At 59.8% G+C, this 23,466-nt stretch carries 24 protein-coding genes and 4 tRNA genes; 14 read left to right on the top strand and 14 right to left on the bottom strand.

Translation table 11 applies throughout. The features are described 5' to 3' along the window. Nucleotides 1-94: 94 nt before the first annotated feature. On the top strand, nucleotides 95-1,471 hold the full coding sequence (locus Q0864_RS04050; RefSeq protein ID WP_298566393.1) for a M20/M25/M40 family metallo-hydrolase: 1,377 nt from the start codon (nucleotides 95-97) through the stop codon (nucleotides 1,469-1,471). A gap of 45 nt (nucleotides 1,472-1,516) precedes the next feature. Here the strand turns inward: Q0864_RS04050 and Q0864_RS04045 are convergent, their stop codons facing one another. The 5 genes from Q0864_RS04045 to Q0864_RS04025 all read right to left on the bottom strand — a co-directional run bounded on the left by Q0864_RS04045 (nucleotide 1,517) and on the right by Q0864_RS04025 (nucleotide 2,958). Then, nucleotides 1,517-1,750 carry an RND transporter gene (locus Q0864_RS04045; protein WP_298566391.1) on the bottom strand — a complete coding sequence of 78 codons (234 nt, stop codon included), beginning with the start codon at nucleotides 1,748-1,750 and terminating at the stop codon, nucleotides 1,517-1,519. Nucleotides 1,751-1,833: 83 nt separating this feature from the next. Next, nucleotides 1,834-1,910: transfer RNA gene (locus Q0864_RS04040), tRNA-Asp, on the bottom strand. 138 nt (nucleotides 1,911-2,048) lie between these two features. Next, nucleotides 2,049-2,125 (bottom strand) — tRNA-Asp (locus Q0864_RS04035). 81 nt (nucleotides 2,126-2,206) lie between these two features. After that, the gene (locus Q0864_RS04030; protein ID WP_298566389.1) at nucleotides 2,207-2,803 is read right to left on the bottom strand and encodes a histidine phosphatase family protein; all 597 of its coding nucleotides are present in this window, start codon (nucleotides 2,801-2,803) and stop codon (nucleotides 2,207-2,209) included. Between the two features lie 79 nt (nucleotides 2,804-2,882). Then, nucleotides 2,883-2,958, bottom strand: a tRNA-Val gene (locus Q0864_RS04025). 235 nt (nucleotides 2,959-3,193) lie between these two features. Between Q0864_RS04025 and Q0864_RS04020 the strand changes: the two genes are divergently transcribed. Next, nucleotides 3,194-4,195 (top strand): GlxA family transcriptional regulator, encoded by a 1,002-nt coding sequence (locus Q0864_RS04020; RefSeq protein ID WP_298566387.1) that lies wholly within the window; start codon nucleotides 3,194-3,196, stop codon nucleotides 4,193-4,195. 90 nt (nucleotides 4,196-4,285) lie between these two features. On the opposite strand, the gene Q0864_RS04015 is transcribed toward Q0864_RS04020, so the two are convergent. The 5 genes from Q0864_RS04015 to Q0864_RS03995 all read right to left on the bottom strand — a co-directional run bounded on the left by Q0864_RS04015 (nucleotide 4,286) and on the right by Q0864_RS03995 (nucleotide 8,963). Continuing rightward, nucleotides 4,286-4,360: transfer RNA gene (locus tag Q0864_RS04015), tRNA-Val, on the bottom strand. 20 nt (nucleotides 4,361-4,380) lie between these two features. Continuing rightward, entirely contained in the window at nucleotides 4,381-4,830 is a 450-nt protein-coding gene (locus Q0864_RS04010) for an HU family DNA-binding protein (protein WP_298566385.1), read from the bottom strand. A 137-nt stretch (nucleotides 4,831-4,967) separates the two neighbouring features. Then, nucleotides 4,968-7,373: an endopeptidase La gene (gene lon / locus Q0864_RS04005; protein ID WP_298566384.1), complete on the bottom strand. Its 2,406-nt coding sequence runs from the start codon at nucleotides 7,371-7,373 to the stop codon at nucleotides 4,968-4,970. A gap of 192 nt (nucleotides 7,374-7,565) precedes the next feature. Further along, nucleotides 7,566-8,708, bottom strand: a complete 1,143-nt coding sequence (gene tgt, locus Q0864_RS04000) for a tRNA guanosine(34) transglycosylase Tgt (RefSeq protein ID WP_298566786.1) — start codon at nucleotides 8,706-8,708, stop codon at nucleotides 7,566-7,568. A gap of 81 nt (nucleotides 8,709-8,789) precedes the next feature. Then, the gene (locus tag Q0864_RS03995) at nucleotides 8,790-8,963 is read right to left on the bottom strand and encodes a hypothetical protein (protein ID WP_298566382.1); all 174 of its coding nucleotides are present in this window, start codon (nucleotides 8,961-8,963) and stop codon (nucleotides 8,790-8,792) included. Between the two features lie 389 nt (nucleotides 8,964-9,352). On the opposite strand from Q0864_RS03995, the gene Q0864_RS03990 reads away from it, so the two are divergent. The 3 genes from Q0864_RS03990 (at nucleotide 9,353) to Q0864_RS03980 (ending at nucleotide 10,469) form a co-directional block, all read left to right on the top strand. Next, entirely contained in the window at nucleotides 9,353-9,718 is a 366-nt protein-coding gene (locus Q0864_RS03990) for an SUF system Fe-S cluster assembly protein (RefSeq protein ID WP_298566380.1), read from the top strand. A 65-nt stretch (nucleotides 9,719-9,783) separates the two neighbouring features. Further along, entirely contained in the window at nucleotides 9,784-10,158 is a 375-nt protein-coding gene (locus Q0864_RS03985) for an iron-sulfur cluster assembly accessory protein (RefSeq protein WP_298566378.1), read from the top strand. After that, the gene (locus Q0864_RS03980) at nucleotides 10,158-10,469 is read left to right on the top strand and encodes a TfoX/Sxy family protein (RefSeq protein WP_298566376.1); all 312 of its coding nucleotides are present in this window, start codon (nucleotides 10,158-10,160) and stop codon (nucleotides 10,467-10,469) included. The genes Q0864_RS03985 and Q0864_RS03980 overlap by 1 nt, the downstream gene beginning before the upstream one ends. Here the strand turns inward: Q0864_RS03980 and Q0864_RS03975 are convergent. Next, complete coding sequence (locus tag Q0864_RS03975; protein ID WP_298566374.1) at nucleotides 10,466-11,383, bottom strand: 2OG-Fe(II) oxygenase family protein; 918 nt, start codon at nucleotides 11,381-11,383, stop codon at nucleotides 10,466-10,468. The two genes, Q0864_RS03980 and Q0864_RS03975, sit on opposite strands and share 4 nt — an antisense overlap. Before the next feature lie 146 nt (nucleotides 11,384-11,529). On the opposite strand from Q0864_RS03975, the gene tpiA reads away from it, so the two are divergent. From tpiA to Q0864_RS03955, 4 genes are all read left to right on the top strand, one after another. Then, nucleotides 11,530-12,276, top strand: coding sequence for a triose-phosphate isomerase (gene tpiA, locus Q0864_RS03970; protein ID WP_298566372.1), 747 nt, complete (start codon nucleotides 11,530-11,532; stop codon nucleotides 12,274-12,276). Nucleotides 12,277-12,369: 93 nt separating this feature from the next. Next, nucleotides 12,370-13,767, top strand: coding sequence for a pyridoxal-dependent decarboxylase (locus Q0864_RS03965; protein WP_298566370.1), 1,398 nt, complete (start codon nucleotides 12,370-12,372; stop codon nucleotides 13,765-13,767). 144 nt (nucleotides 13,768-13,911) lie between these two features. After that, nucleotides 13,912-14,553 (top strand): hemolysin III family protein, encoded by a 642-nt coding sequence (locus Q0864_RS03960; RefSeq protein ID WP_298566368.1) that lies wholly within the window; start codon nucleotides 13,912-13,914, stop codon nucleotides 14,551-14,553. Between the two features lie 216 nt (nucleotides 14,554-14,769). Beyond that, entirely contained in the window at nucleotides 14,770-16,308 is a 1,539-nt protein-coding gene (locus tag Q0864_RS03955) for a trimethylamine methyltransferase family protein (protein ID WP_298566367.1), read from the top strand. A gap of 30 nt (nucleotides 16,309-16,338) precedes the next feature. On the opposite strand, the gene Q0864_RS03950 is transcribed toward Q0864_RS03955, so the two are convergent. Together Q0864_RS03950 and Q0864_RS03945 are read right to left on the bottom strand one after the other, a co-directional pair. Further along, nucleotides 16,339-18,165: an ATP-binding cassette domain-containing protein gene (locus Q0864_RS03950; RefSeq protein ID WP_298566366.1), complete on the bottom strand. Its 1,827-nt coding sequence runs from the start codon at nucleotides 18,163-18,165 to the stop codon at nucleotides 16,339-16,341. Nucleotides 18,166-18,196: 31 nt separating this feature from the next. Beyond that, on the bottom strand, nucleotides 18,197-18,943 hold the full coding sequence (locus tag Q0864_RS03945; RefSeq protein WP_298566365.1) for a GNAT family N-acetyltransferase: 747 nt from the start codon (nucleotides 18,941-18,943) through the stop codon (nucleotides 18,197-18,199). A gap of 117 nt (nucleotides 18,944-19,060) precedes the next feature. Between Q0864_RS03945 and msrB the strand changes: the two genes are divergently transcribed. Then, on the top strand, nucleotides 19,061-19,477 hold the full coding sequence (gene msrB / locus Q0864_RS03940) for a peptide-methionine (R)-S-oxide reductase MsrB (protein ID WP_298566364.1): 417 nt from the start codon (nucleotides 19,061-19,063) through the stop codon (nucleotides 19,475-19,477). 99 nt (nucleotides 19,478-19,576) lie between these two features. Here the strand turns inward: msrB and bamE are convergent, their stop codons facing one another. Next, entirely contained in the window at nucleotides 19,577-20,050 is a 474-nt protein-coding gene (gene bamE, locus Q0864_RS03935) for an outer membrane protein assembly factor BamE (protein WP_298566362.1), read from the bottom strand. 149 nt (nucleotides 20,051-20,199) lie between these two features. On the opposite strand from bamE, the gene Q0864_RS03930 reads away from it, so the two are divergent. The 4 genes from Q0864_RS03930 (at nucleotide 20,200) to Q0864_RS03915 (ending at nucleotide 23,419) form a co-directional block, all read left to right on the top strand. Further along, nucleotides 20,200-20,823 (top strand): DUF177 domain-containing protein, encoded by a 624-nt coding sequence (locus tag Q0864_RS03930; RefSeq protein ID WP_298566360.1) that lies wholly within the window; start codon nucleotides 20,200-20,202, stop codon nucleotides 20,821-20,823. Nucleotides 20,824-21,093: 270 nt separating this feature from the next. Further along, nucleotides 21,094-21,303, top strand: coding sequence for a 50S ribosomal protein L32 (rpmF, locus tag Q0864_RS03925; protein ID WP_091432397.1), 210 nt, complete (start codon nucleotides 21,094-21,096; stop codon nucleotides 21,301-21,303). Between the two features lie 56 nt (nucleotides 21,304-21,359). Continuing rightward, the gene (plsX, locus tag Q0864_RS03920; RefSeq protein WP_298566351.1) at nucleotides 21,360-22,448 is read left to right on the top strand and encodes a phosphate acyltransferase PlsX; all 1,089 of its coding nucleotides are present in this window, start codon (nucleotides 21,360-21,362) and stop codon (nucleotides 22,446-22,448) included. Further along, entirely contained in the window at nucleotides 22,445-23,419 is a 975-nt protein-coding gene (locus tag Q0864_RS03915; RefSeq protein WP_298566349.1) for a beta-ketoacyl-ACP synthase III, read from the top strand. The genes plsX and Q0864_RS03915 overlap by 4 nt, the downstream gene beginning before the upstream one ends. Nucleotides 23,420-23,466 lie beyond the last annotated feature (47 nt).

Genomic DNA, 23,466 nt, shown 5'->3' with positions numbered 1-23,466 from the left:
CCGCGACACTACGCCTCCGTTGTCACACCGGCTGGACAGCGGCGACCGGGCTGGTAGGCTCGACGCCAACAACCACCAAATTGGAGCCTTTCCCATGTCGCTCGACCCTGTTCTGGACCGTATTGATGCGGACCTTCCTGACGCCATCGACCGCCTTCTGGCGCTGTTGCGCATCCCGTCCATTTCGACGGACCCAGCATATGCCGTGGAATGCCAGAAGGCTGCCGATTGGTTGGTGGGCGACCTGAAAACCATTGGATTTCAAGTAGATAAACGCCAAACGCCGGGCCACCCGATGGTCGTGGCGCATGCAGATGGCCCTGCAGATGCGCCGCATCTGATGTTCTATGGGCATTATGACGTGCAGCCCGTTGACCCGCTGGAGCTGTGGGACTCGCCGCCGTTTGAGCCCGCCCTTGAAGACACGCCAGCGGGCAAGGTGATCCGAGGTCGCGGATCGTCTGATGACAAGGGCCAATTGATGACCTTTGTCGAAGCCTGTCGGGCGTGGATCGCCGTCCACGGCAGCCTGCCCGCGCGCATTTCGCTGTTTTTCGAAGGCGAAGAAGAATCAGGTTCGCCCTCGCTGATCCCCTTCATGGAGGACAACAAAGACGAGCTGACCACCGATATCGCGCTGATCTGCGACACCGGTCTGTTCGAATCAAAGACCCCCGCGATCATCACCCAATTGCGCGGCATGACCTGCGAAGATTTCACCATCACCGGCCCCGACCGCGACCTGCATTCGGGCATGTATGGCGGTGTGGCGATGAACCCGATCCGTATTCTGACCCGTGCTCTGGCCGATCTGCATGACGACACAGGTCGCATCACCCTGCCCGGCTTTTATGACGGGGTTGAGGAGCTGTCAGACGAGATGCGCGCCCAATGGCAGGGGCTGGGCTTTGATCACGCGGCCTTCCTTGGCGATGTTGGTTTGAAACACCCGGCGGGCGAACAAGACCGTATGCCGATCGAGATGCTGTGGTCGCGCCCCACCTGCGATGTGAACGGCATCTGGGGAGGCTATACCGGTGACGGGTTCAAGACCGTGCTGCCCAGCAAAGCCTCGGCCAAGGTCAGTTTCCGACTGGTGGGCAAGCAAGACCCCGACGCAATCCGCAAGACCTTCCGCGCCTATCTGGAAGACCGCTTGCCCGAGGGCTTCACGGTTGAATATCGCACCGAAAAAGGATCGCCCGCCGCGCAGGTCTCAACGGAAAATCCGATGTTCGAACAAGCCCGCAAGGCGCTGAGTGACGAATGGGGCATCCCTGCTGCCTTTGCGGGTTGCGGTGGGTCGATCCCGATTGCGGGCTATTTCAAGGACATCCTTGGTGTGGACGCGATGCTGATCGGGTTTGCAAAGGATGACGACAACATCCACAGCCCGAACGAGAAATACGATCTGGAAAGCTTCCACAAAGGCATCCGTAGCTGGGCGCGCATTCTGGCGGAGCTGTCCTAAGCCACCCAGTTAAGGTGCCCGCAACAGCCGCGAAAACCGCTACGGTCAGCCCTCTTCCCCGGGCTGATCGCCACCGCGCATCCTGACAAGCTTCACTACCAGCACCACCCACGGCGTGCCGTGCATCAAAAGATCAAACATGTCTATGGGTCGCACCAACGTGCCGCTGAACAGCATCACAAGCTTTTCCCAGACATGCGGGGGGGTGAATGGGGCAAGTCCGATGGTCGCACAAAAGATAAGCACCGTCAGAAGTGGGATGTCATCAATGACAGACATGCGCGGACCTCACCTTTCTCTTGGCCATGAACGGCTGCCACATCAAACTAACTGCACTGCAAACAGCCGAAAATGTGGTGAAGTGGCGCGGTTGACGGGGCTCGAACCCGCGACCCCCGGCGTGACAGGCCGGTACTCTAACCAGCTGAGCTACAACCGCGCGTGGCGGCTTGGATACAGCGCGCATGGGCAGGCGTCAATGGGGAAATCACGTGGTCCGACCCGCGCAATTGCACCTTCAACGGCAGGTTCAAAACGAAAAAACCCCGCCTGAGGCGGGGTGTCTTTCGGGCAGCGGTGGCGCGGTTGACGGGGCTCGAACCCGCGACCCCCGGCGTGACAGGCCGGTACTCTAACCATCTGAGCTACAACCGCTCACTGCCAGCCTTTCGGCTTGTTCGGGCGTTCTAGGCCGCAGGCCGGGGGGCGTCAAGCGGCCAATAGAGATTTTACAAATTATTTTTCGATCAGCTGATGGCCGTGATCGGGGCACAGGTGAAAGATGACCCCCTGCCCGCCCGGAAGGGCCAGCATGCCCTCGTCTGTCAGCCCCAACCAGCGCGCCCGCAGCACGCGCGAAAAGATGCCATGCGTAAACACGATGGCTGGTCCGGTAAGGTCACCCAAGAAGCTGTCAGCGCGCGACTGCAAGTCCGTCAAGCTCTCTCCGCCGGGCGACTTGAAGTTCCATTCCAGCGGGTTGTCTTCGCCAAAAGTCGCCTGTTGCGGCCAGTTTTGGCGTATTTCATCCAAGGTCAGCCCCTCCCATGCGCCAAAAGAGGTTTCGCACAGCCGGTCATCAACCGTCACCGGCCACCCCAGCGGCGCCATGGCGATCTGAGCGGTCGAATGCGCCCGACCCTGCGGCGATGTAACGGCCGTCATATCGCGACGATCTTTCACCCGCTTTAGCAGCATGGTCCCCATGCGCCGCGCCTGTTCCGTGCCCGTGGCCGTCAGACGAGAATCCAGCCGCCCCTGATGGCGCCCTTCCACGTTCCATAGGGTCTGACCGTGGCGGATGACGAAGAGTTCGGGATAGGTCGTCGACATAAGCAGGCGCCTCGCAAGGTCTGCGACACATGCCATCCAGCATGCTCTTTTCGCAACCGTATTCATACAGACAGGAAAGTGGTGGGTGATGAGAGACTCGAACTCCCGACATCTTCGGTGTAAACGAAGCGCTCTACCAACTGAGCTAATCACCCTTCCAAGGCCTGCTAATAGCGTCCTCATAATGCTGAATGCAAGAGGCGGATTGCGGAAATCCCGAAAAAAGTTCATGCAGCGCCGCTGCGGCGATCACACTGGCCAGGCGTGGGCTGAACCCAACTGAAATCCTTCCCGCTCACAAGCGCATGAGCACGCGGTTTGGATGTTGTCAGTTGAACATTGGCCGATGTGTCATATGGTGTCACACACCCAAACTGCAAGGAAGTGAGCATGACCGGCCCCGTCATTCCCAAAGGTATCGCGCGTGTCGAAATCGACGCGCCGGAAACGCCGGAAACCATCGTGTTCGTTTTGCTTCACAACCTTTCGATGCTGGCCTTCACCTCGGCCATAGAAGCGTTGCGCATTGCCAACCAGTTGACCGGAAAGACCTTGTATCGCTGGACCACCATGTCTGAAGACGGCAAAAGCGTGCGCTGTTCGAACGGGATCGAGATCGGCATCGACTGCGCGTTGGGGGATACGCCCAGCAACAGCCGGATTTTCATTTGCTCAGGGGTCCAGCCAGACTTGTCGACCAGCGCCAAAGTGGCGGATTGGACGCGCAAACAATGGCGCCTTGGGCGAACTGTCGGCGCGCTGTGCACGGGTGCCTACACACTGGCGCGCGCGGGCATTCTGGCAGGGCATAAATTCACCCTGCATTGGGAAAACATCGCACCCTTTCGCGAACATTTCCCCGATCTGACCCCGGTCGAGCAACTGTATACGATCGACAACAGGGTGATGACCTGCGGAGGCGGGGCGGCGGCCACCGATCTGTTTTTAAAGCTGATCTATGAAACGCATGGCCCGGTTTTGTCGCAAGCGGTTCTGAACATGTGCCTGCACAGCGTGCAACGGTCTGAAACCGACCGGCAACAAAGCTCGACCTCGGCCTCGATCGGGGTGCGCAACGAAAAGCTGGTGCGTATCATCGCCCATTTCGAAGAGCATCTGGAAGACCACGTCAATCTGGACATCGCGACCGAAGAGCTGGGCGTCTCGCGGCGGCAAATGGAGCGTCTGTTTCGCCATCACCTGAACACCACCCCAAAGAAATACCTGCAGGACCTGCGACTGCAACGGGGGCGGATTTTGCTGGCGGAAACGGATATGCCTGTGGTCGATGTGGCTGCGGCCTGCGGCTATGACAGCGCAGCCTACTTTTCGAAACGCTTTCGCGAAGCCTTCGGCATGTCGCCGCACAAATTCTCGGCGGGTGGCGGCTGAACACGCGTGCTTCCGACAAATCGCGGCGCCTGAAAAACCTGTTCTCAGACGATCAGGGAAACGCTGTCTTTGCTGACCTCAAAAAGAAAATGGTGGGTGATAAGAGATTTGAACTCCTGACATCTTCGATGTGAACGAAGCGCTCTACCACTGAGCTAATCACCCAAGCCATCGGGGTTTTAGCTTCACTCCGAAGTGGGTGCAAGGGGGTCTGTGGCCACCGCAGAGGGCTTTTTGCGCCGCAACTTGCAAATGACGATATTTGCATTCGGCAGCTCTTTTTGGCGGTTCACCTTTAGCGTTCCCAAAGGTGGAAGCTTCAATGTGTCTCCATTCAGCAAGGCATCACCAAGCTCTTCCAGCACAGCCTCATAGACCTCTCGCGCTTTATTGGGTTGCACGTTGGCCCGTGCGGCGACGCGCGCGAGCATCGCCTTTTTGTTGACGACCGAAACCACCGCATCGCTGGTTTGGAAGCCCGCGGCGGGCTTGGCGGATGCCGCGGTTTTGGGTGACGTGGACGTTTTGCGGGGCACAGGCGTACTGGCCGTCTTTCGGACGGACCCTGCAGCGGCAGGCGCCTTGGCAGTCGTCTTGCGGGTCGCGGTCGCGGGGGATTTCGGCTTGCTCGCCATGTCTGGAACCTCATTATATGCGTTTGAACACATCATAGGCTGGCGGGCTGCAGACTTCCACCTTTGCAACGCGGCAAAGCAAAAGGCGCGGCAATCGGCTGCCGCGCCTTTCGGTCTTTCATACGTCCCGTTTGGGGTCAGTGTGCCATGGGCGCCGCACCTGCCGCGTCCTTGGCCAAGGCCTTGGCGGCGGCTTCTTCGGCGGCTTCGTCCCATTCGACGGGATCGGGCTGGCGCACAAGCGCATGCTTCAGAACCTCCGACACGTGACTGACCGGGATAATCTCCAGCCCCTCTTTCACATTGTCGGGGATCTCACGCAGGTCTTTTTCGTTCTCTTGCGGGATCAGCACGGTTTTCACACCACCACGCAACGCCGCCAGCAGCTTTTCCTTTAGCCCGCCAATGGCCAACGCGTTGCCGCGAAGGGTCACTTCGCCGGTCATGGCGATGTCCTTCTTCACCGGGATACCCGTCAGAACCGACACGATCGAGGTCACCATCGCCAAACCCGCCGACGGCCCATCCTTGGGCGTCGCGCCTTCGGGCACGTGCACGTGGATGTCCCACTTTTCGAACTTCGGAGGCTCCACGCCGATTTCAGGCGCAATCGAACGAACATAAGAGCTGGCCGCGTCGATTGATTCCTTCATCACATCGCCTAGCTTGCCCGTGGTCTTCATCCGACCCTTGCCCGGCAGACGCAGGGCTTCGATCGACAGAAGGTCACCGCCGACACTGGTCCAGGCAAGCCCCGTGACGACACCCACCTGATCTTCTTGTTCTGCCAGCCCGAAGCGGTGCTTGCGCACGCCAAGATAGTCGTCCAGCAGATCGGGCGTTACCTCGACCGAGGTGACTTCCTTTTTCACAAGTTTGGTCACGGCTTTACGCGCCAGCTTGGCCAGTTCGCGCTTCAGGTTCCGCACACCCGCTTCGCGTGTGTAATACCGGATCATGTCCGTCAGCGCGCTTTCCTTGACGGCGAATTCGTCTTTTTTCAGCCCATGATCCTTGATCACTTCCGGCAACAGGTGACGGGTCGCGATCTCTCGCTTCTCATCCTCGGTATAGCCCGCCAGCGTGATGATCTCCATCCGGTCCAGAAGCGGGCCGGGCATGTTGTAGGAGTTCGCGGTGGTCAGGAACATCACGTTCGACAGGTCATATTCGACCTCAAGATAGTGGTCGACGAAGGTCGAGTTCTGTTCCGGGTCCAACACCTCAAGCATCGCCGACGCCGGGTCGCCACGGAAATCCTGCCCCATCTTGTCAATCTCATCGAGCAAGATCAGCGGGTTCGTGGTTTTCGCCTTTTTCAGCGCCTGAATGATCTTGCCGGGCATCGAGCCGATATAGGTCCGGCGGTGGCCGCGAATCTCGCTTTCATCGCGCACCCCACCCAACGAGATGCGAATGAACTCGCGCCCCGTGGCCTTGGCGACCGACTTGCCCAAGCTGGTCTTACCCACACCCGGAGGGCCGACAAGGCACATGATCGGCCCCTTCAGCTTTTTCGAGCGCTGCTGAACCGCCAGATATTCGACGATCCGTTCCTTGACCTTCTCAAGCCCGTAGTGATCTGCGTCGAGCACTTTTTGCGCGTTGTTCAGATCGCGCTTGACGCGGCTTTTCGTGCCCCATGGCAGGCCCAGCATCCAGTCAAGATAGTTGCGCACAACGGTCGCTTCCGCTGACATGGGCGACATGTTCTTGAGCTTTTTCAGCTCGGCATCCGCTTTTTCGCGCGCCTCGGCCGACAGTTTGGTGGCTTCGATCTTTTCTTCAAGTTCGTTCAGTTCGTTCTGGCCTTCTTCGCCGTCACCAAGCTCTTTCTGAATGGCCTTCATTTGCTCATTCAGATAATATTCGCGCTGAGTGCGCTCCATCTGGCTTTTGACGCGGGTCTTGATCTTTTTCTCGACCTTCAGCACGGACATTTCGCCCTGCATCAGCCCATAGACTTTTTCCAGCCGCTCGCTGACCACGAAGGTCTCCAGCAGCTCTTGTTTTTGATCAACTTCGACGCCCAGATGGCCGGCCACAAGGTCGGCCAGCTTGTCAGGCGCGCGCGTCTCGGACACGGCGGCAAGGGCTTCTTCCGGGATGTTTTTCTTGACCTTGGCGTAGCGTTCAAACTCGTCCCCGACTGACCGTAGCAACGCTTCGACGTCGTTGGGATCGCCGGGTCGTTCCTCGATCACCTCAGCGAAGGCCTCGAAATAATCTGCATTGTCGACATAGTCGCTGATGCGCACACGCGATTGCCCTTCGACCAGCACTTTCACAGTGCCGTCGGGCAGCTTCAAAAGCTGCAAGACATTCGCCAGAACGCCAACGGAATAGATGCCATCCACGTCTGGTTCATCCACCGACGGGTCGATCTGGCTGGACAAAAGGATCTGCTTGTCATCCGCCATCACTTCTTCCAGCGCACGCACGGATTTTTCACGTCCGACAAAAAGCGGCACGATCATGTGGGGAAAGACCACAATGTCACGCAGCGGCAGGACCGGGAAGGATTGGCTCAGTTGCTCACTCATAGGATTTCCTTGTTATTGGCAAAGCGCCCTGCCCCTGTGTTTCGGCAGCGCGGGCACCTCCTGTTCGGGTATTCAGATGGGGATCGTGCCGTCCAACGTCAACCCGGTTTGCCCCAACACTCTGCCCCTGCCGCGCGCTGACGACAAGGGGAAAGCTGGCGCAAAATTGGCATGGTCCGGGTTTCGGAACCCTTAAAGCGGTTCAATATCGCCTTGCGCGCGGTTCGCGTGGAAATCTGCTTCCCATTCAACAAAGCTGTGCGTTGAAATTGCGTCGCGCATACCCTGCATGATGTCTTGGAAATAGTGCAGATTGTGCCATGTCAGCAGCATCCCCGAGATCATCTCTTGCGCGCGGAAAACATGGTGCAGATAGGCGCGCGAATAGTTGCGGCAGGCGGGGCATCCGCAGTTTTCATCCAGCGGGCGCGGGTCGTCCTGGTGGCGGGCATTCTTGATGTTCAAAACGCCGTGACGGGTGAACACCTGCCCTGTGCGCCCCGAGCGTGACGGCAACACACAGTCCATCATGTCGATGCCGCGTTTGACCGCGCCGACGATGTCATCAGGCTTGCCAACGCCCATCAGATAGCGCGGCTTGTCGTCGGGCAGGAAATCCGGCGCAAAATCAAGGCAATCGAACATTGCCGCCTGCCCTTCGCCCACGGCCAGACCGCCCACCGCATAGCCGTCGAACCCGATCTTTTTCAGGGCCTCGGCGCTTTCTTCGCGGAAGTCGCGTTCCAGCCCACCTTGCATGATCCCGAACAGGGCGTGGCCGGGGCGATCCCCGAACGCATCGCGCGACCGTGCGGCCCAGCGCATCGACAGGTGCATGCTTTCGGCAATCCGGTCGCGATCAGCGGGCAGCGCAGGACATTCGTCGAAACACATCACGATGTCCGATCCCAGCAGCTTCTGGATCTCCATCGAGCGTTCCGGCGTCAGTTCATGCTTCGAGCCGTCGATATGCGATTTGAAGGTCACGCCCGCTTCGGTCAGCTTGCGCAAGCCCGCAAGGCTCATCACCTGAAAACCGCCGCTGTCGGTCAGGATCGGCTTGTCCCAGTTCATAAACTTGTGCAGCCCGCCAAGACGGTCAATCCGCTCTGCCGTCGGGCGCAGCATCAGGTGATAGGTGTTGCCCAACAAAATGTCGGCCCCGGTCGCCGCCACGCTTTCCGGCATCATCGCCTTCACCGTGGCCGCCGTTCCGACAGGCATGAAGGCGGGTGTGCGGATCTGGCCGCGCGGCGTGTCGATCACACCGGTGCGGGCCTTGCCGTCCGTGGTCTTAAGGGAAAACGTTATGCGGGGTGGGTTTTGATCTTGCATGCGGCTGATGTGGCGCATGCCGGCAAGATTGCCAAGAGTTTTCTGTTCGCAGGTGATGTAACGGGTGTTGGGCGCGACATGTCAGGTCGTTTCGTCCTGTTCTAACGGGACGCGTCCATAGCTGCTGGTCGAAAACCGTTCAGACAGCCGCTCAAGCTTGCGACAGGCCAGCATGAGCTCCGTCAGGGTCGTGCTGTCGACACGGTTGGCCAGCGTATAGGCCACGTCCTGCACCATGCGTGCAGCCTCATCCAACTGCTCTTTACATGTAGGTGAACGGTTTTCGCCACTACCTGTCGGTTTCACTTCTTTGTGCTCCCCTAACAACACGGATTCTGCATGGACGCAAATGATTGACCCATCGTCAACGTCAGCGCGGATATCGTCCATTTTAAGGCAAATTCTTGTCGATTGCGCATCAATCCTCTGGCAATTGGGCGACAGTTCTCGCTTTTGACGCTTATTGGCGTCGGAAAAGAAACGAAAGGCAGCCGCGCAATGTGGCCCAAGCGGCCACCGCGCCGGTTGTCTGTTCCGCTGTGCGCAAAGGTCGCGCTGCAAACGCATCATTGAACGCGACGCCGCCACTGGACCTCTGCCGCTCCAATCCTTATATGTTCAGTCAGGATTAAGACGGACACAGCATGACCATGAACACTCCGGACCAACTTGAAGGCGAACCCCTGATCAAGCCGTCAACAGTGGATCACCCCCTGTATGACAGTGTTGTCGAGGCATGCCGAACGGTCTATGACCCCGAAATTCCAGTCAATATTTATGATTTGGGCCTTGTTTACACGATCGAGATCAACGACCAGAATGAAGTTGACCTGACCATGACGCTGACCGCGCCCGGTTGTCCGGTTGCCGGTGAAATGCCGGGTTGGCTGGTCGAAGCGATCGAGCCGGTGGCGGGCATCAAGCACGTGAACGTGGAAATGACGTGGGATCCCCCCTGGGGCATGGAAATGATGTCCGACGAAGCCCGACTTGAACTGGGCTTCATGTAAGCCCGGACGCCAGCCACTTGAGTGACACCCTTCGAGACCTTACCTTGAAGGCGAAGGAGACATCCATGTTTGGTATTCCCGGCAAATCGCCGATCACCATGACCGCCACCGCAGAAGCGCAGATCGCCAAGCTTATGGCGTCTGGGGGCCACAAAGGCTTGCGCATCGGCGTCAAGAAAGGTGGCTGTGCGGGTATGGAATACACCATGGACTATGTCGATGAGGTCGACCCCCATGACGAGGTTGTCGAACAAGGCAATGCGCGTGTGATCATCGCCCCGATGGCGCAGATGTTCTTGTTCGGGACCGAAATCGACTATGAGGTGTCGCTTCTTGAAGCTGGCTTCAAGTTCCGCAACCCCAATGTCAGCGAAGCCTGCGGCTGCGGAGAATCGATCAAGTTCGACGACAACCTGACCACGCAGACCTCAACCAGCTGATGGCGGTTTCAGACGCCGATATCGCCTTCGTCAAAGAGCTGTTCAGCGGACTTGGCCCGTTGACACATCGCAAAATGATGGGCGGCGCGACCTTTTATGCCGACGGGCAAGTCTTTGCGATCCTGTCCAGCGACGGCCAGGTTTTTCTGAAGGCCAAGGGCGATTTTGCCGACGCTTTGCAGGCTGACGGCAGCCGCATCTTCGGCATGAATGGAAAGACGATGGGCTACTGGACCCTGCCCGAGGCCGCTTTGGATGACCCAGAGCTTGCCTGCGATTGGGCGCAGCGGGCGCTTGCGGCCTTGTCTTAATCCCGCGCGGCCTTTTTCAGGTGTAGATAGGTTTCGTCAAACCTCTTCTTCATATGATCCCCCGCCAGTATGACCCGCCCCGCGCCTGGCGGCGCGACGTTGGTGTCGTGATTGGGGTTGAAAAACAGAGGGACCGAAATGCGCTCCTCGGCCGTGCCAATGACGCGGTGCAACGTCGCTTTGACGCGCCCTGCCGTCCACATCTCAAGCATTTCGCCGAAATTGATGACGAAGTCTCCGATCGGGGCGTTCACCTTGGACCAGCTGCCATCGGCGCTCAGAACCTCCAGCCCTGCCACGCCGTCTGAGGCCAAAAGTGTCAGGCAGCCATAATCGGTATGGGCTGCGATGCCGAAGTCTTTTTCAGCCGCCCAATCGGGCCGCGGCGGATAGTAATTTCCGCGCAACAGCGCCATCGGTCGGGTGAAGGCTGCGTCGAAATGGTCCTCGTCCTCACCAATCGCGGCGGCGATTGCGCGCAACAGCCCCATCGCCACCGTAAGGGCCTTTGCATAATAGCCTTCGATCACGTCGCGAAAGCCCGGCACGTCAGGCCAAAGGTTGTCGCCGTAGACCGACAGGTTTTGGGCGCGCAAGGGATCGTCGGCCTTCAACGCAAAGCCGCTATCAAAGACTTGCTTGTAGTCGGGGTTGGCCGCCGGGTCGACTTGCTCGGCTCCCTGAGCGCCCCAGCCCCGGTTGGCCCCGGTCTGGGCCATATCTACGGCGCGTTTTTCAGCGTCGGGCAAATGAAAAAAGGCGCGATAGGCTTCGATGACGCGCGCAATGTCGGCGCGCAAAATCGCTGTGTTGTGCACTGTCAAAAAGCCGACCTTTTCGACGGCGTGTCGAAGGGCATCCATTGTCGCAGGATCGCGCGCGTCAATCAGTGCAGCGTCCAGTCTGGGGACCATGGCGACATTCCTTCTGGCAGTCCATTGTGCCGTATGGTTGTAGCGATCCCACCTGCCCGCGCAAGGCCTGCGGATTGCGCCGGGGCTTGACGCCCCCCGCCCTGCATCGGACAACGGTCCCATCAGACAGAGGAAGGATAAAAAAGATGCGGCGCAAACTGGCAGCGGGCAATTGGAAGATGAACGGAACCAACGCAAGCCTGACCGAGTTGACGGCACTGGCATCTGCCCACCCCACGCCGGGATGCGACATCCTGATCTGTCCCCCGGCAACGCTTCTGTCGCGGGCCGCTGACATAGTGCCTGAACAAATTGCCATCGGCGGGCAGGACTGCCACGCGCAGGAAAGCGGGGCACATACGGGCGATATCTCGGCCGGGATGGTGGCGGATGCGGGGGCGCAGTTTGTGATCCTTGGCCATTCAGAACGGCGCGAAGACCACAAGGAAAGCGACGCAAATATCCGCCAGAAGGTGTATGCCGCCATCGCCGCAGGCTTGAAAACCGTGGTTTGTGTCGGCGAAACGCTTGACGAACGCGACGCTCATAACACGCTGGAAATCATCGGAGGTCAAATGGCAGGGTCCATCCCGGACCATATGACGGGCGAAAACCTTGTCGTCGCCTATGAACCGGTCTGGGCCATCGGCACGGGCAAGGTTCCGACATTGGACCAGATCGGCGAGGTTCATGATTTCATCCGCGCCCGTCTGGAACGCCGCTTTGGCGAAGGGGTCGGCCGCTCGACGCGTATCCTGTATGGCGGGTCGGTCAAAGCCTCCAATGCGGCCCAGATCTTTGCCGTGTCCAACGTGGATGGCGCGCTGGTGGGCGGGGCAAGCCTGTCGGCCGCGGATTTTTCGCCGATCATCACGGCACTTGAAAACGCTTGAGCCGATCCGATCGTCTGGTGTTGACGCTATGGATAACTTGACGCTGCCACTCACTCGGTTAACAAGTTAACAATATACCTGTTGGAGCGAGCAATGGACTATTCAGAACTGGCAGACTGGCAAAAACGCGCAGCCGACTGGGCGCGTGACTACCACGCCGGGCTGCGCGACCGCCCGGTGCGCCCCGACATCGCGCCAGGCGACTTTCTGGCCAGGATCGAGGCCCCCGTCCCCGAAGCGCCCGAACCGATCGAGGCGATCTTCGACGATTTCACCCGGCTGGTGCCCGACGCGATGACCCATTGGCAGCACCCGCGCTTCTTTGCCTATTTCCCAGCCAATGCGGCCCCGGCCTCGATGCTGGCCGAACAGCTTGCCAACGCAATGTCGGCGCAGGCGATGCTGTGGCAAACGGCGCCGGCGGCCAACGAGATGGAAGACCTTGTCATCCGCTGGCTGCGCGACGCCTTGGGGCTGCCTGCCGATTTCACCGGCACCATTCATGACAGCGCGACCACCGCGACATTTTCAGCCGTGACCACGATGCGAGAGCTTGCGTTGAGCCATCAAGGGATCACCAAGGGCCTGTCTGGTGCGCCCCGCCTGCGCATCTATGCCAGCGCGCAAACCCATTCCAGCGTGGACAAGGCGGTGCGCCTGTCCGGGATCGGGCAAGACAACCTTGTGAAAGTGCCGACCATCCCCGACCACCCCACCTGGTCGATGGACGCTGACGCGCTGGAGGCAATGATCCGCGCGGATATTCAGGCGGGGATGAAACCCGCAGGCGTCGTTCTGTGCGTCGGTGGCACATCGATCGGGGCGTGTGATGATATCGGCGCCTGTATCAAAGTGGCGCATAGCCACGGGTTGACCGTTCATGTCGACGCGGCTTGGGCAGGCTCGGCAATGATCTGCGAAGAGTTTCGGGCGCTCTGGGCTGGGATCGAGGCCGCCGACAGCATCGTCTTCAACCCGCACAAATGGCTTGGTGCGCAGTTCGACTGTGCGGTGCAGTTTCTGCGCGACCCCGCCCCCCAGATCGGGGCCATGGGACTGCGGCCCGAATATCTGAAGACACAAGGTGGCGACGAGGTCGTTAACTACAACGAATGGACCTTGCCGCTGGGGCGCCGCTTTCGGGCGTTGAAGCTTTGGTTCTTGTTGCGGTCCGAGGGACTGTCCGGCCTGCGCACCCGCATCCGCAACCATGTTGCATGGGCCAATGATGCCGCGCGTGCCATCGCGGCCCTGCCCGGCTTTGCCATCACGACACCCCCGATCCTGTCGCTGTTCACCTTCCGCTTCAAGGATGATGAGGCAACGGCCACCCTTCTGGATCGTGTGAACCGGGACGGGCGGATCTATCTGACGCAGACCAGCCACCAGGGCCAGTTCGTCATTCGCGTCACGGTCGGCCAGTTCGCTTGCACACGCGACGATGTCATGATGATCCCAACCATCCTGTCGGAAATGTCGCAGGGCCTCTAAGGTCATTATTTCTTTACATTTCTCTGCCAGCTTTTAGACTGAAAGTGCGTCGTGTCACGTGCGGTTGACATTTTATTTCCCGCATATCGACATGCCGATGCCCGTATTGGCTCTTATCTATTAGATAAGCGAAAGGGTGGTTCGATGGAGTTCGGGAAGGACTTTACATACCGCGAATATATCGCAGATGGCGTTGTCCATGGGTTTGGTGTTTTTGCCGCCCTGATCGGCGCAGCGGCTCTGATCTATTGGGCGCTGGGGGATGCGCCCATGGGATATTTGCCTCCCATGCTGGCCTATGGTGCCGGATTGATCGCCAGTTTCACGCTTTCGGCAGCCTATAACATGACGCTGCACAAATCAGCGCGCAGGGTCTTGCGTCGCTTCGACCATGCAGCCATTTACCTCATGATTGCAGGAACTTACACGCCGATTGCGTTGATCGGCATTGGCGGGACCAATGGCATCGCACTGGCGGCCGGGGCATGGACGCTGGCGTTAATCGGCGTCACGCTGAAGCTGTTCTTTTTTCGCCGTTTCGAACGGCTCAGCTTTATGCTGACCCTGATGCAGGGCTGGATGGCTGTGCTGATGATCGGCCCGTTGATCGCTGTGTTCAGCCCCGTCGTGCTTGTGTTGCTGGTCGGTGGCGGCGTTCTGTTCACCCTAGGTATCGTATTTCATCTGGGCGATCATCTTCCGTTCAATCGGGCGATCTGGCATGCCCATGTGCTGCTGGGGGCTGCGGCCCATTATGCGGCTGTGGTGATGGTTGCCGGCTTCTGACCCTGCCTGAGCGACGCGGGATGCCGCAAACGCGATAGACCTGTCGCAAATTGTCTTCCAGGCTGCTCGGCAGGAGGGGGCGGAATGGACCAACTGGACTGGCTCGTGACCATCATCACGCGCACCATCGGTGCAGAGCGTGGGCGCGCCGCGCGCGGGCGGCCCTGAAGGCGCAATTTTGTCGCCATTCCTTGCCCTTATCCTCAGGTTTCTCACATGACCAATTCCTCTGCCCGCCGCTCTGGTGGTCGCCTCGCCCGGCAAGCCCTTCGTTCAGCGCCTTTGTCCCGTGACCTTCGCCCAGTGCGCCCGGGGATGGAAGGCGGAACATACACGCCGCTTTCGCCGGATGGCATCGCGCGCATCCATGCCGCAGCGTTGGACGCGCTCGAACAGATCGGACTGGCGGATGCCCCGCGATCAGGCATCGACCATATGACCCGCGCCGGGGCCATTCTGGGAGATGACGGGCGCCTTCGCTTCCCACGCGCATTGGTCGAAGACATGCTGGCCAAGGCGGCCAAGGACATCACCCTGTGCGGTCGCGATCCACAGCACGACCTGACCCTCAGCGGCAAGCGCGTGCATTACGGCACCGCAGGCGCGGCAGTTCACATGGTCGACCCACATGGACGGGAATACCGAGAAAGCACGGTTCAGGACCTGCATGATGCTGCACGCATCGTCGATCAGCTGGACAACATCCATTTCCTTCAGCGGCCCATGGTCTGCCGGGATATTCCCGACAACCGCGAGATGGACCTGAACTCAATCTACGCCTGCACATCAGGGACAAAAAAGCATGTCGGCGTCTCATTTTCAGAGCCCGACTTTGTAGAAGACGGGATCGAGCTTCTGCACATGATCGCGGGCGGCGAGGACGCGTGGCGCACGCGCCCCTTCGTGTCGAACACCAACTGTTTTGTCGTGCCGCCGATGAAATTCGCCACCGAAAGCTGTCAGGTGATGGAGAAGGTCATCGCGGCTGGCATGCCCGTGTTGCTGTTGTCAGCCGGCATGGCCACAGCCACTGCGCCCCCCACGCTGGCCGGCGCGATCGTTCAGGCCGTGGCGGAATGTCTGGCGGGCGTTGTCTATGTCAATTCAATCGCACCGGGGCACCCCGCGATCTTCGGCACGTGGCCCTTCCTGGTCGATCTGCGGTCCGGGGCGATGTCGGGCGGATCGGGCGAACAGGCTTTGATGACGGCAGGCTGCGCGCAGATGCACCAGTTCTATGGCCTGCCCGGTGGGGCCGCCGCCGGGTTCTCGGATTCGAAACTGCCGGATATGCAGGCCGGTTGGGAACAGATGTGTTCCAATGTGCTGGCCGGTCTGTCGGGTCTGAACATGGTCTACGAGGCCGCAGGCATGCACGCTTCGCTTCTGGGCTTCTGTCATGAAAGCCTGATCCTTGGCGACGACATCGTCGGGCAGGCGTTGCGCTGCGTGCGCGGGATCGAGATCACTGAGGATTCGGTCAGCATCGAAATGATGAGATCGGTCTGTCTTGGGGGGCCGGGTCATTACCTAGGGGAAGATCAGACGCTGAGCCGGATGCAGACAGATTTTGTCTATCCGACCCTTGGCGATCGGACGTCTCCGAAAGAATGGGCCGAGGTTGGCAAACCCGATCTGATCGCTGCCGCCACCGCGCGGAAAGAGGATATTCTGGCGCAGCGGGGCAGTGCGCGCTTTGACCCGCAAGTTGACGCGGCGATCCGGGCGCGGTTCAACATTCACCTTCCCGTATAAAAGATAAGATGCGGGGCCTGCGGCCCCGCCTCACCCGCGCGCGGCCTCTGCCTTTTCTTCGAGCGCCAGCCATTCCTCTTCGGCGTCGGCCAAGGCATGTTGCCGCTGGGCCAAACCTTCAGATGCTTTCTTGAACTTCACCGGTTCTTTGGTGAACAGATCGGGGTCCATCAGAAACTCTTCCAGCTTGGCGATCTCGGCAGACAGACGGTCCATTTCGGCAGGCAGCGCGTCAAGACGGTGCTGTTCGGTGAAAGAAAGGCCTGCCTGTTCGTGGCGCGGATTTTGCTTGACCTTCACCTCGTTAGGCTTTGATTTTGTGGCTTTTTGCTCTGGCTCACTCGCGCGCGCCTTGCGCTGTGACTGATAATCCGACCAGCCACCGGGATAAATCGTGGCGCGGCCGTCCCCTTCCATCGCGATGGTGCGTTCGGCGACGCGGTCCAGAAAATCACGGTCGTGGCTGACCACCAGAACCGTGCCGTCATAGGCTGAAATAAGCTCTTGCAGCAGGTCCAGCGTTTCAACGTCCAGATCGTTGGTGGGTTCGTCCATCACCAGAAGGTTCGATTGCCGCGCCATGATCTTGGCCAAGATCAGGCGTGCCTTTTCGCCACCCGACAGCGACCGGACCGGTGCGCGGGCCTGCGCGTCAGAGAACAGGAATTCCTTCAGGTAGCCGACAACGTGTTTCGGGGTGCCGCGCACCATCACCTGATCGGCCTTCCCCGACACCCGCATTTCGGGATCACCCACCAGATTTTCCCACAGGCTGTCATCTTCGACCAACCCGGTGCGATTTTGATCGAACACTGCGATTTCCAACCCGGTGCCATGACTGACACTTCCCGTGTCGGGTGCCTCGTGCCCAATCAGAATTTTCAACAGCGTGGTCTTGCCCGCCCCATTCGGCCCCACAAGCGCAAGGGTTTCGCCGCGCATGACACGCAGGTCGAAGTCGCGCAGGATCACACGGTCACCGTAGGATTTAGAGATGCCTTTCGCCTCGATCACCTTGCGGCCCGATTTCGGGCCCGCGTCAAGCATCATTCCAGCAGCACCTTGCCGGGAAATCTGTGCCGAACGTTCCGCCCTCAGATCGCCAAGGGCGCGCAATCGTCCCTGATTTCGCTTGCGCCGTGCGCTGATGCCTTCGACCGCCCAGCGCGCTTCGGCTTTGATCTTGCGGTTCAGTTTGTGGCGGCTGGTGTCTTCTTCGTCCCAGACTTTGTCACGCCATGTTTCGAAATTCTCAAAGCCCTTTTCCTGTCGGCGCACCTGCCCACGATCCACCCAAAGCGTGGCACGTGTCAGCGCCCGCAGAAAGGCGCGGTCGTGGCTGATCAGAACAAAACCCGCGCGCGTTTGCGTCAGCTCGGCTTCTAACCACTCGATGGCTTCGATATCCAAATGGTTCGTGGGTTCGTCCAGCAACATCAGGTCAGGCGCCTCGGCCAGCAACTTGGCCAGCGCCGCGCGCCGCCGTTCACCGCCCGACGCCGTGCCGACCGGGGCGTCCAGCCGCATCTTCAAGCCCTCGGCCACCCGTTCAACCAGATAGTCCTGCCCCGGCTCAAGCCCCGATACCGCGAAATCGCCCAAAGTGGCGTATTGGGACAAATCCGGGTGTTGTTCCATATACCCCACCGACACGCCGGGCGACAAAACCCGTGCGCCACGATCGGGTTCGACCAGCCCCGCCATGACCTTCATCAGGGTGGACTTGCCCGACCCGTTCCGGCCAACCAGCGCAACCCGGTCGCCGGGTTGGATGACCAAATCCAGACCATCAAAAACCGGATCGCCGCCAAAGGTCAGCGAGATATCGGTCAATTGTAGAAGAGGTATACGAGCCATGGCGCCGGGTTAGGCAATTGACGCCATGACGTCAACCAGCCTGCGCGCCTGCAAGCGCGCGCAACAGGCGTGCCCGCGCCGGCGGCACCGCGTTCACCTCGACGCCGGTGAACACATGCAGCGTGTCCAGATCGCGATCAACCACAGCATGGTCCGACACGCCGCCCCCCATCACCAGATACGACCGCAGAAGCGGCGGCATTGTTTGCGCGGCGCGTTTCAGATCCGGCACATGGTCTGTATCTTGCGAGAATCGGATAACGTGCGGGGCCTTGATGCGAGGCCGCCAGCGCTTGGGCGCCATATGCCGGTCGTGCAAGACCGCGAAGGCGTCGCGGTATTGGATCGGGTCGGTGCCATGAAACGTGGAACAACCGAACAGCATTGCAATCCCCTGCTCGTCCACATACCGCGCTATTGATCCCCACGCGACGCGCAGCGCCTCGACCCCATCCTTGGCCTCTGGGTCGATGCAGAACCGGCCGACCTCGACCATCGGGGCCTTGAGCTGGCCAAGTGCCGTCAGGTCATAGAACTGCGCAGAGTAGCTGTCATGGATCTGGTGCCCTTCCGCCAATGGGAACAACCGGAAACAGGCGGCAAGCTGCCCTGACGTGGCATCATCGACCAACACATGTCGGCACAGGTCATCGAAACGGTCGCTGTCGACCCCGTTGCCTTTGCGAAAGCAACGGTGGCGCAAGGCTTGCGCGGCACGCAGATCACGGGCGTCATCGGCAAACCTTGCCCTGTATCGGGCTTTACACATACTCGGCATCAAGGCTCTCCGCCCTTGGCGCAACGCGCTTTCGTTCCTAAATATGTCTGCGGCACACGACCGCCGCAAGGTGCAACTGGATGATGTTGTTCCTGACCGGATAGAAAAGGAGGCCTTATGGCGAAGATCAAGAAAACCGAAGCGGAATGGCGCGACGCACTTGGCGACGAGCTTACTTTTCAAGTGACCCGTAATGCGGCGACCGAACGCGCCTTTTCGCATCCCGGATTTCCCGAAGGCGACGGCGTCTTTCGCTGCACATGCTGTGGTGAACCCCTGTTCGACAAGGCCGAGAAGTTTGAAAGCGGCTGCGGCTGGCCCGCTTTTTCTGCCCCGCGCGACACCGCCCCAGTGGCGGAAAAGGTCGATACCAGCCACGGCATGCGCCGCACCGAGGTGCTGTGCGCCAATTGCGACGCCCATTTGGGGCATGTTTTTCCCGACGGCCCCGGCCCGACCGGCTTGCGGTATTGCATCAACGGGGTTGCGCTGGATTTCGAACCGGATCAGGCCACCGACGACACGGACGCCTGACGCCCTCTTGAAGGTTGGCAAACGAAAAAGGCGCGGCGGCCGTGACAGCCCCGCGCTTTATCTATTCGTTTCTATTCGTTGGCAATTCTGGCCGGGCGTCTAGCGCCCGGTCAACTGCTCTGCCACGTCGATGCGTCCGATCGACCCGAACAGCTGGCGCAGGAACCCAACGCCTTTGATGTTGCTGTCTGTCACGCGACGCTCAAGCACTACGACCCGCCCGTCTTCCAGGCCAAACCGCTCGATGTTTTCAACGACGCCCTTTTCGGTGAACGAGACCGCAAGCACTTCGCGGTCAATTTCTTGCGGTGCGTTATAGAGGTAGTGCTTGAACCGCGAGCGCACATAGTAATAGCCACTGTCAGCCAACAGCCCCGCCGTGCCCGGTTTGCCGATGGCGGCCGCAACCGTCTCGCGGGTGTCCTTGCCGACCACGATCAGATCGACATCCTCGTTCGGTGGCATGTAGCCATGGTTGCGAAAGGTTGCAGAACAGCCGCTTACGACTGCAACCAGCAGCAATGCAGTGACTGCCTTGCTGATGTTTTTGCCTATCTGGTGCAGATTAGACATGCCGCCCCCCTTGCCTTAGCTACTCGCTCTTGGGTATCGGCTTAGCCTAGGATCGCCGCTGGTTCAAGAAACGATCACCCGGCACGTGACACCCTCTTGGATGTCCCGACCCCGGTCGGAATATCCACCACAGGACGCGGAGACGCAAGATGACTGAGACACCCAATGGCGCGGACCCCCTTTCGGACGCCCTGCCCTATACCCATCCGGTGCGGCCTGCTGCGCTTTCCACCAGTGCGCCGACATCTTTCGAACTGGTGCCGTCCGCACAGGACTGCGACGCAATCGCTGCCTATCTGGGTCTGACCGGGCTGCGCAAACTGCGCTTCACGGGCGCGTTGCGTCCTTTGGGCAAGCGTGACTGGCAGATGCAGGCGCAGCTTGGCGCCACCGTCGTTCAGGACTGTGTCGTCACGTTGGCACCTGTCACCACGCGGCTGGAAGACACTGTCGATCTGCGCTGGCTGCAGAACATGCCCGAAACGGACACCACCTTATCCGAGGTCGAGATGGCTGGGGATGTCAGCACCGAACCGCTGACCGAGGTGATCGATCTGGGACAGGTGATGATCGAGGCGCTTGCGCTTGCGCTGCCGCAATACCCCCGCGCCGAGGGTGCACAGACGGGAGAGCTGATCTTTACCGAACCTGACGCCAAACCGATGACCGACGAAGATGCCAAACCGTTTGCCGGGCTGGCCGCCTTGCGCGACAAATTCGGTGACAACAGCGACAGCGATGATGGCGAAGGTGGTGAAGGTGGGGCTGCATAGGGTGCCAAAGCGCCTAATTGTGACGCAGATCCGGGGTATTCACCGATAAGCGTGCAAAAACGACGGAAATCTGCCGAATTCGGTGCAATTACCCCCTTGCGCCGCGAGCGAATCCCAGTATTTTCCCGCCTTCTTCCACAAGATGGGTTGGACAGCGCACCGCAAAGAGCGTATGAGGCGCCGAGACTCAGGAATGACTTGAGAACACCGGGCGATCCCGCCCCAGAAATACACCGGGCTCTATGCCCCCGAATTCCAAAGGTTGAGACGATGGCTGTCCAACAGAACAAAGTATCAAAGTCGCGTCGCAACAACCGTCGTGCACATGACGCTCTGGTTGCTGCAAACCCGAACGAATGTTCGAACTGCGGCGAGCTGAAGCGCCCTCACCACGTGTGCCCTTCGTGCGGCCATTATGACGACCGTGAAGTGGTCGCAATTGCCGACGAAGTCGAGTTTGACGACGAAGACGCGGCGTAAGGCTCTTGCCCGACGCGGGTGGTCGTGTCAGAAAATCCCCGAGCATGGGATGAAGAATGACAATGGACGCCCCCAAACGCACAATCGTATCGGTCGACGCCATGGGCGGAGATCTTGGACCGGCAGCCGTTGTTGCCGGTCTTGCGCTGTCTGCGGACAAGAACCCGGATATCGGGTTCATCCTGCACGGCAACAAGTCAGAACTTGACCAACTGATCGCCCGCACCAAGGGCCTGTCCGAGGTGTGCGAAGTGCGTCACGCCGACGAAGTCGTCACGATGGATGACAAACCCAGCCATGTGATGCGCAACGGTCAGAAGACCTCTATGTGGTCGGCAATCGAGGCGGTGCGCGACGGCGACGCCGATGTGGCGGTCAGCTGCGGCAACACCGGTGCGCTGATGCTGTTGTCGATGGTGCGCCTGCGCAAGCTGCCCGGCATCAACCGCCCCGCCATCGCCTGCCTCTGGCCGTCGCACAACCCGTCCGGGTTCAACGTGATGCTGGATGTGGGTGCCGATGTGCGCGCCGATGAAAACGACCTGCTGCAATATGCCATGATGGGCGCGTCCTATGCGCGCAACGGGCTGGGCATCAACCGCCCCCGCGTCGGGTTGTTGAATGTCGGGACCGAAGAACACAAAGGCCGCAGCGAATTGAAGGCGGCGCATGAGCTGATCTCGAATGCCGCAGATGGCGCGCAAATCGACTTTGTCGGCTTCATTGAAGGGGTTGATCTTCCGTCGGATCGCGTCGATGTGATCGTCACCGACGGGTTCACCGGAAATGTCGCCCTGAAAACCGGCGAAGGCACAGCCAAACTGATTTCCGGTCTGTTGCGCGAGGCGTTCGGCGCCACGATCTTCTCCAAGATCGCCGCCGTTCTGGCAATGGGACCGCTGAAGCGTATGGGCCAGCGCGTGGACCCCAGCCGCAACAATGGCGGTGTGTTCCTAGGCCTGAACGGGACGGTTGTGAAAAGCCACGGATCAGCAGATGCCACAGGTATTTCCGCAGCGGTCCGGCTGGCCTTTCAACTGGGCAAAAGCGGTTTCAACCAGAAGCTCGCAGCTCGGGTTGCATCCGGGGACGCATCACGCCAAGATGTCGCTACGGAAAGCCGGCAAGGTGAGCAGCAAGAATGATAAGACGCGCCGTGGTCAAAGGCGTCGGGCACTATCTGCCTGAACGCGTTGTCCCGAATTCTTTTTTCGAAGACATCGTGGACACCACGGACGAATGGATTCGCACCCGCTCTGGCATCGAACGGCGCCACTTTGCCGCCGAGGGGGAAACCACCTCGCAAATGGCAGCCCATGCCGCCCGCGCCGCACTGTCCAATGCGGGGTTGGTGGTGGACGATATCGACGCGATCATTCTGGCGACCTCGACCCCTGACCTGACCTTTCCATCTGTTGCGACCATGGTTCAAAACGAACTGGGCATGACACGTGGCTTCGGTTTTGATGTGCAAGCCGTCTGTGCAGGCTTCGTTTTTGCGCTGACCAATGCGAACGCGCTGATTATGGCGGGACAGGCTGATCGTGTGCTCGTGATCGGCGCCGAGACGTTCTCGCGGATCCTCGACATGACCGACCGCGCCACCTGCGTGCTGTTCGGTGATGGCGCCGGCGCACTGGTGCTTGAGGCGCAAGACGGCAAAGGCGACACCACGGACCGTGGCATCTTGTCGGCGGACCTCAATTCAGATGGGCGGATGCGCGACATGCTCTATGTCGATGGCGGTGTGTCGACCACGCAGACATCGGGCCATTTGCGCATGCAAGGCAACCCCCTATTCCGCCAAGCCGTTGGAAAGCTTACCGAAACCGCTGAAACTGCGCTGACCAAGGTCGGCCTGACCGATGAAGATGTTGACTGGATCGTGCCCCATCAGGCCAATATCCGCATCATTCAGGGCACCGCCAAGAAAATGGGTGTGCCGATGGATCGGGTGGTCGTCACGCTTCAAGATCATGGCAACACCTCGGCCGCGTCGATCCCGCTGGCCTTGTCGGTCGCACAGGCCGAGGGCAAGATTAAGCAGGGCGACATTCTGGTCACCGAGGCAATCGGGGGTGGTTTGGCGTGGGGGGCTGTGGTCCTTCGCTGGTAGGCCGTGGCCTTGGCCTGAACGACCGGGGCAGACCAACAGAACAAGTC

Source organism: uncultured Aliiroseovarius sp. (assembly GCF_947497285.1).
Taxonomy (GTDB): domain Bacteria; phylum Pseudomonadota; class Alphaproteobacteria; order Rhodobacterales; family Rhodobacteraceae; genus Aliiroseovarius.
The sequence above is the reverse complement of the archived record's forward strand: the minus strand, read 5'-3'. Positions and strand labels throughout refer to the sequence as shown.

Bases quoted from the DNA above. Each gene is read 5' to 3' on its own strand.
- Q0864_RS04050 (WP_298566393.1), top strand. From the start codon at position 95: ATGTCGCTCGACCCTGTTCTGGACCGTATTGATGCGGACCTTCCTGAC.
- Q0864_RS04045 (WP_298566391.1), bottom strand. From the start codon at position 1,750: ATGTCTGTCATTGATGACATCCCACTTCTGACGGTGCTTATCTTTTGT.
- Q0864_RS04030 (WP_298566389.1), bottom strand. From the start codon at position 2,803: ATGTCGACGACCTATCCCGAACTCTTCGTCATCCGCCACGGTCAGACC.
- Q0864_RS04020 (WP_298566387.1), top strand. From the start codon at position 3,194: ATGACCGGCCCCGTCATTCCCAAAGGTATCGCGCGTGTCGAAATCGAC.
- Q0864_RS04010 (WP_298566385.1), bottom strand. From the start codon at position 4,830: ATGGCGAGCAAGCCGAAATCCCCCGCGACCGCGACCCGCAAGACGACT.
- lon (WP_298566384.1), bottom strand. From the start codon at position 7,373: ATGAGTGAGCAACTGAGCCAATCCTTCCCGGTCCTGCCGCTGCGTGAC.
- tgt (WP_298566786.1), bottom strand. From the start codon at position 8,708: ATGCAAGATCAAAACCCACCCCGCATAACGTTTTCCCTTAAGACCACG.
- Q0864_RS03990 (WP_298566380.1), top strand. From the start codon at position 9,353: ATGACCATGAACACTCCGGACCAACTTGAAGGCGAACCCCTGATCAAG.
- Q0864_RS03985 (WP_298566378.1), top strand. From the start codon at position 9,784: ATGTTTGGTATTCCCGGCAAATCGCCGATCACCATGACCGCCACCGCA.
- Q0864_RS03980 (WP_298566376.1), top strand. From the start codon at position 10,158: ATGGCGGTTTCAGACGCCGATATCGCCTTCGTCAAAGAGCTGTTCAGC.
- Q0864_RS03975 (WP_298566374.1), bottom strand. From the start codon at position 11,383: ATGGTCCCCAGACTGGACGCTGCACTGATTGACGCGCGCGATCCTGCG.
- tpiA (WP_298566372.1), top strand. From the start codon at position 11,530: ATGCGGCGCAAACTGGCAGCGGGCAATTGGAAGATGAACGGAACCAAC.
- Q0864_RS03965 (WP_298566370.1), top strand. From the start codon at position 12,370: ATGGACTATTCAGAACTGGCAGACTGGCAAAAACGCGCAGCCGACTGG.
- Q0864_RS03960 (WP_298566368.1), top strand. From the start codon at position 13,912: ATGGAGTTCGGGAAGGACTTTACATACCGCGAATATATCGCAGATGGC.
- Q0864_RS03955 (WP_298566367.1), top strand. From the start codon at position 14,770: ATGACCAATTCCTCTGCCCGCCGCTCTGGTGGTCGCCTCGCCCGGCAA.
- Q0864_RS03950 (WP_298566366.1), bottom strand. From the start codon at position 18,165: ATGGCTCGTATACCTCTTCTACAATTGACCGATATCTCGCTGACCTTT.
- Q0864_RS03945 (WP_298566365.1), bottom strand. From the start codon at position 18,943: ATGCCGAGTATGTGTAAAGCCCGATACAGGGCAAGGTTTGCCGATGAC.
- msrB (WP_298566364.1), top strand. From the start codon at position 19,061: ATGGCGAAGATCAAGAAAACCGAAGCGGAATGGCGCGACGCACTTGGC.
- bamE (WP_298566362.1), bottom strand. From the start codon at position 20,050: ATGTCTAATCTGCACCAGATAGGCAAAAACATCAGCAAGGCAGTCACT.
- Q0864_RS03930 (WP_298566360.1), top strand. From the start codon at position 20,200: ATGACTGAGACACCCAATGGCGCGGACCCCCTTTCGGACGCCCTGCCC.
- rpmF (WP_091432397.1), top strand. From the start codon at position 21,094: ATGGCTGTCCAACAGAACAAAGTATCAAAGTCGCGTCGCAACAACCGT.
- plsX (WP_298566351.1), top strand. From the start codon at position 21,360: ATGACAATGGACGCCCCCAAACGCACAATCGTATCGGTCGACGCCATG.
- Q0864_RS03915 (WP_298566349.1), top strand. From the start codon at position 22,445: ATGATAAGACGCGCCGTGGTCAAAGGCGTCGGGCACTATCTGCCTGAA.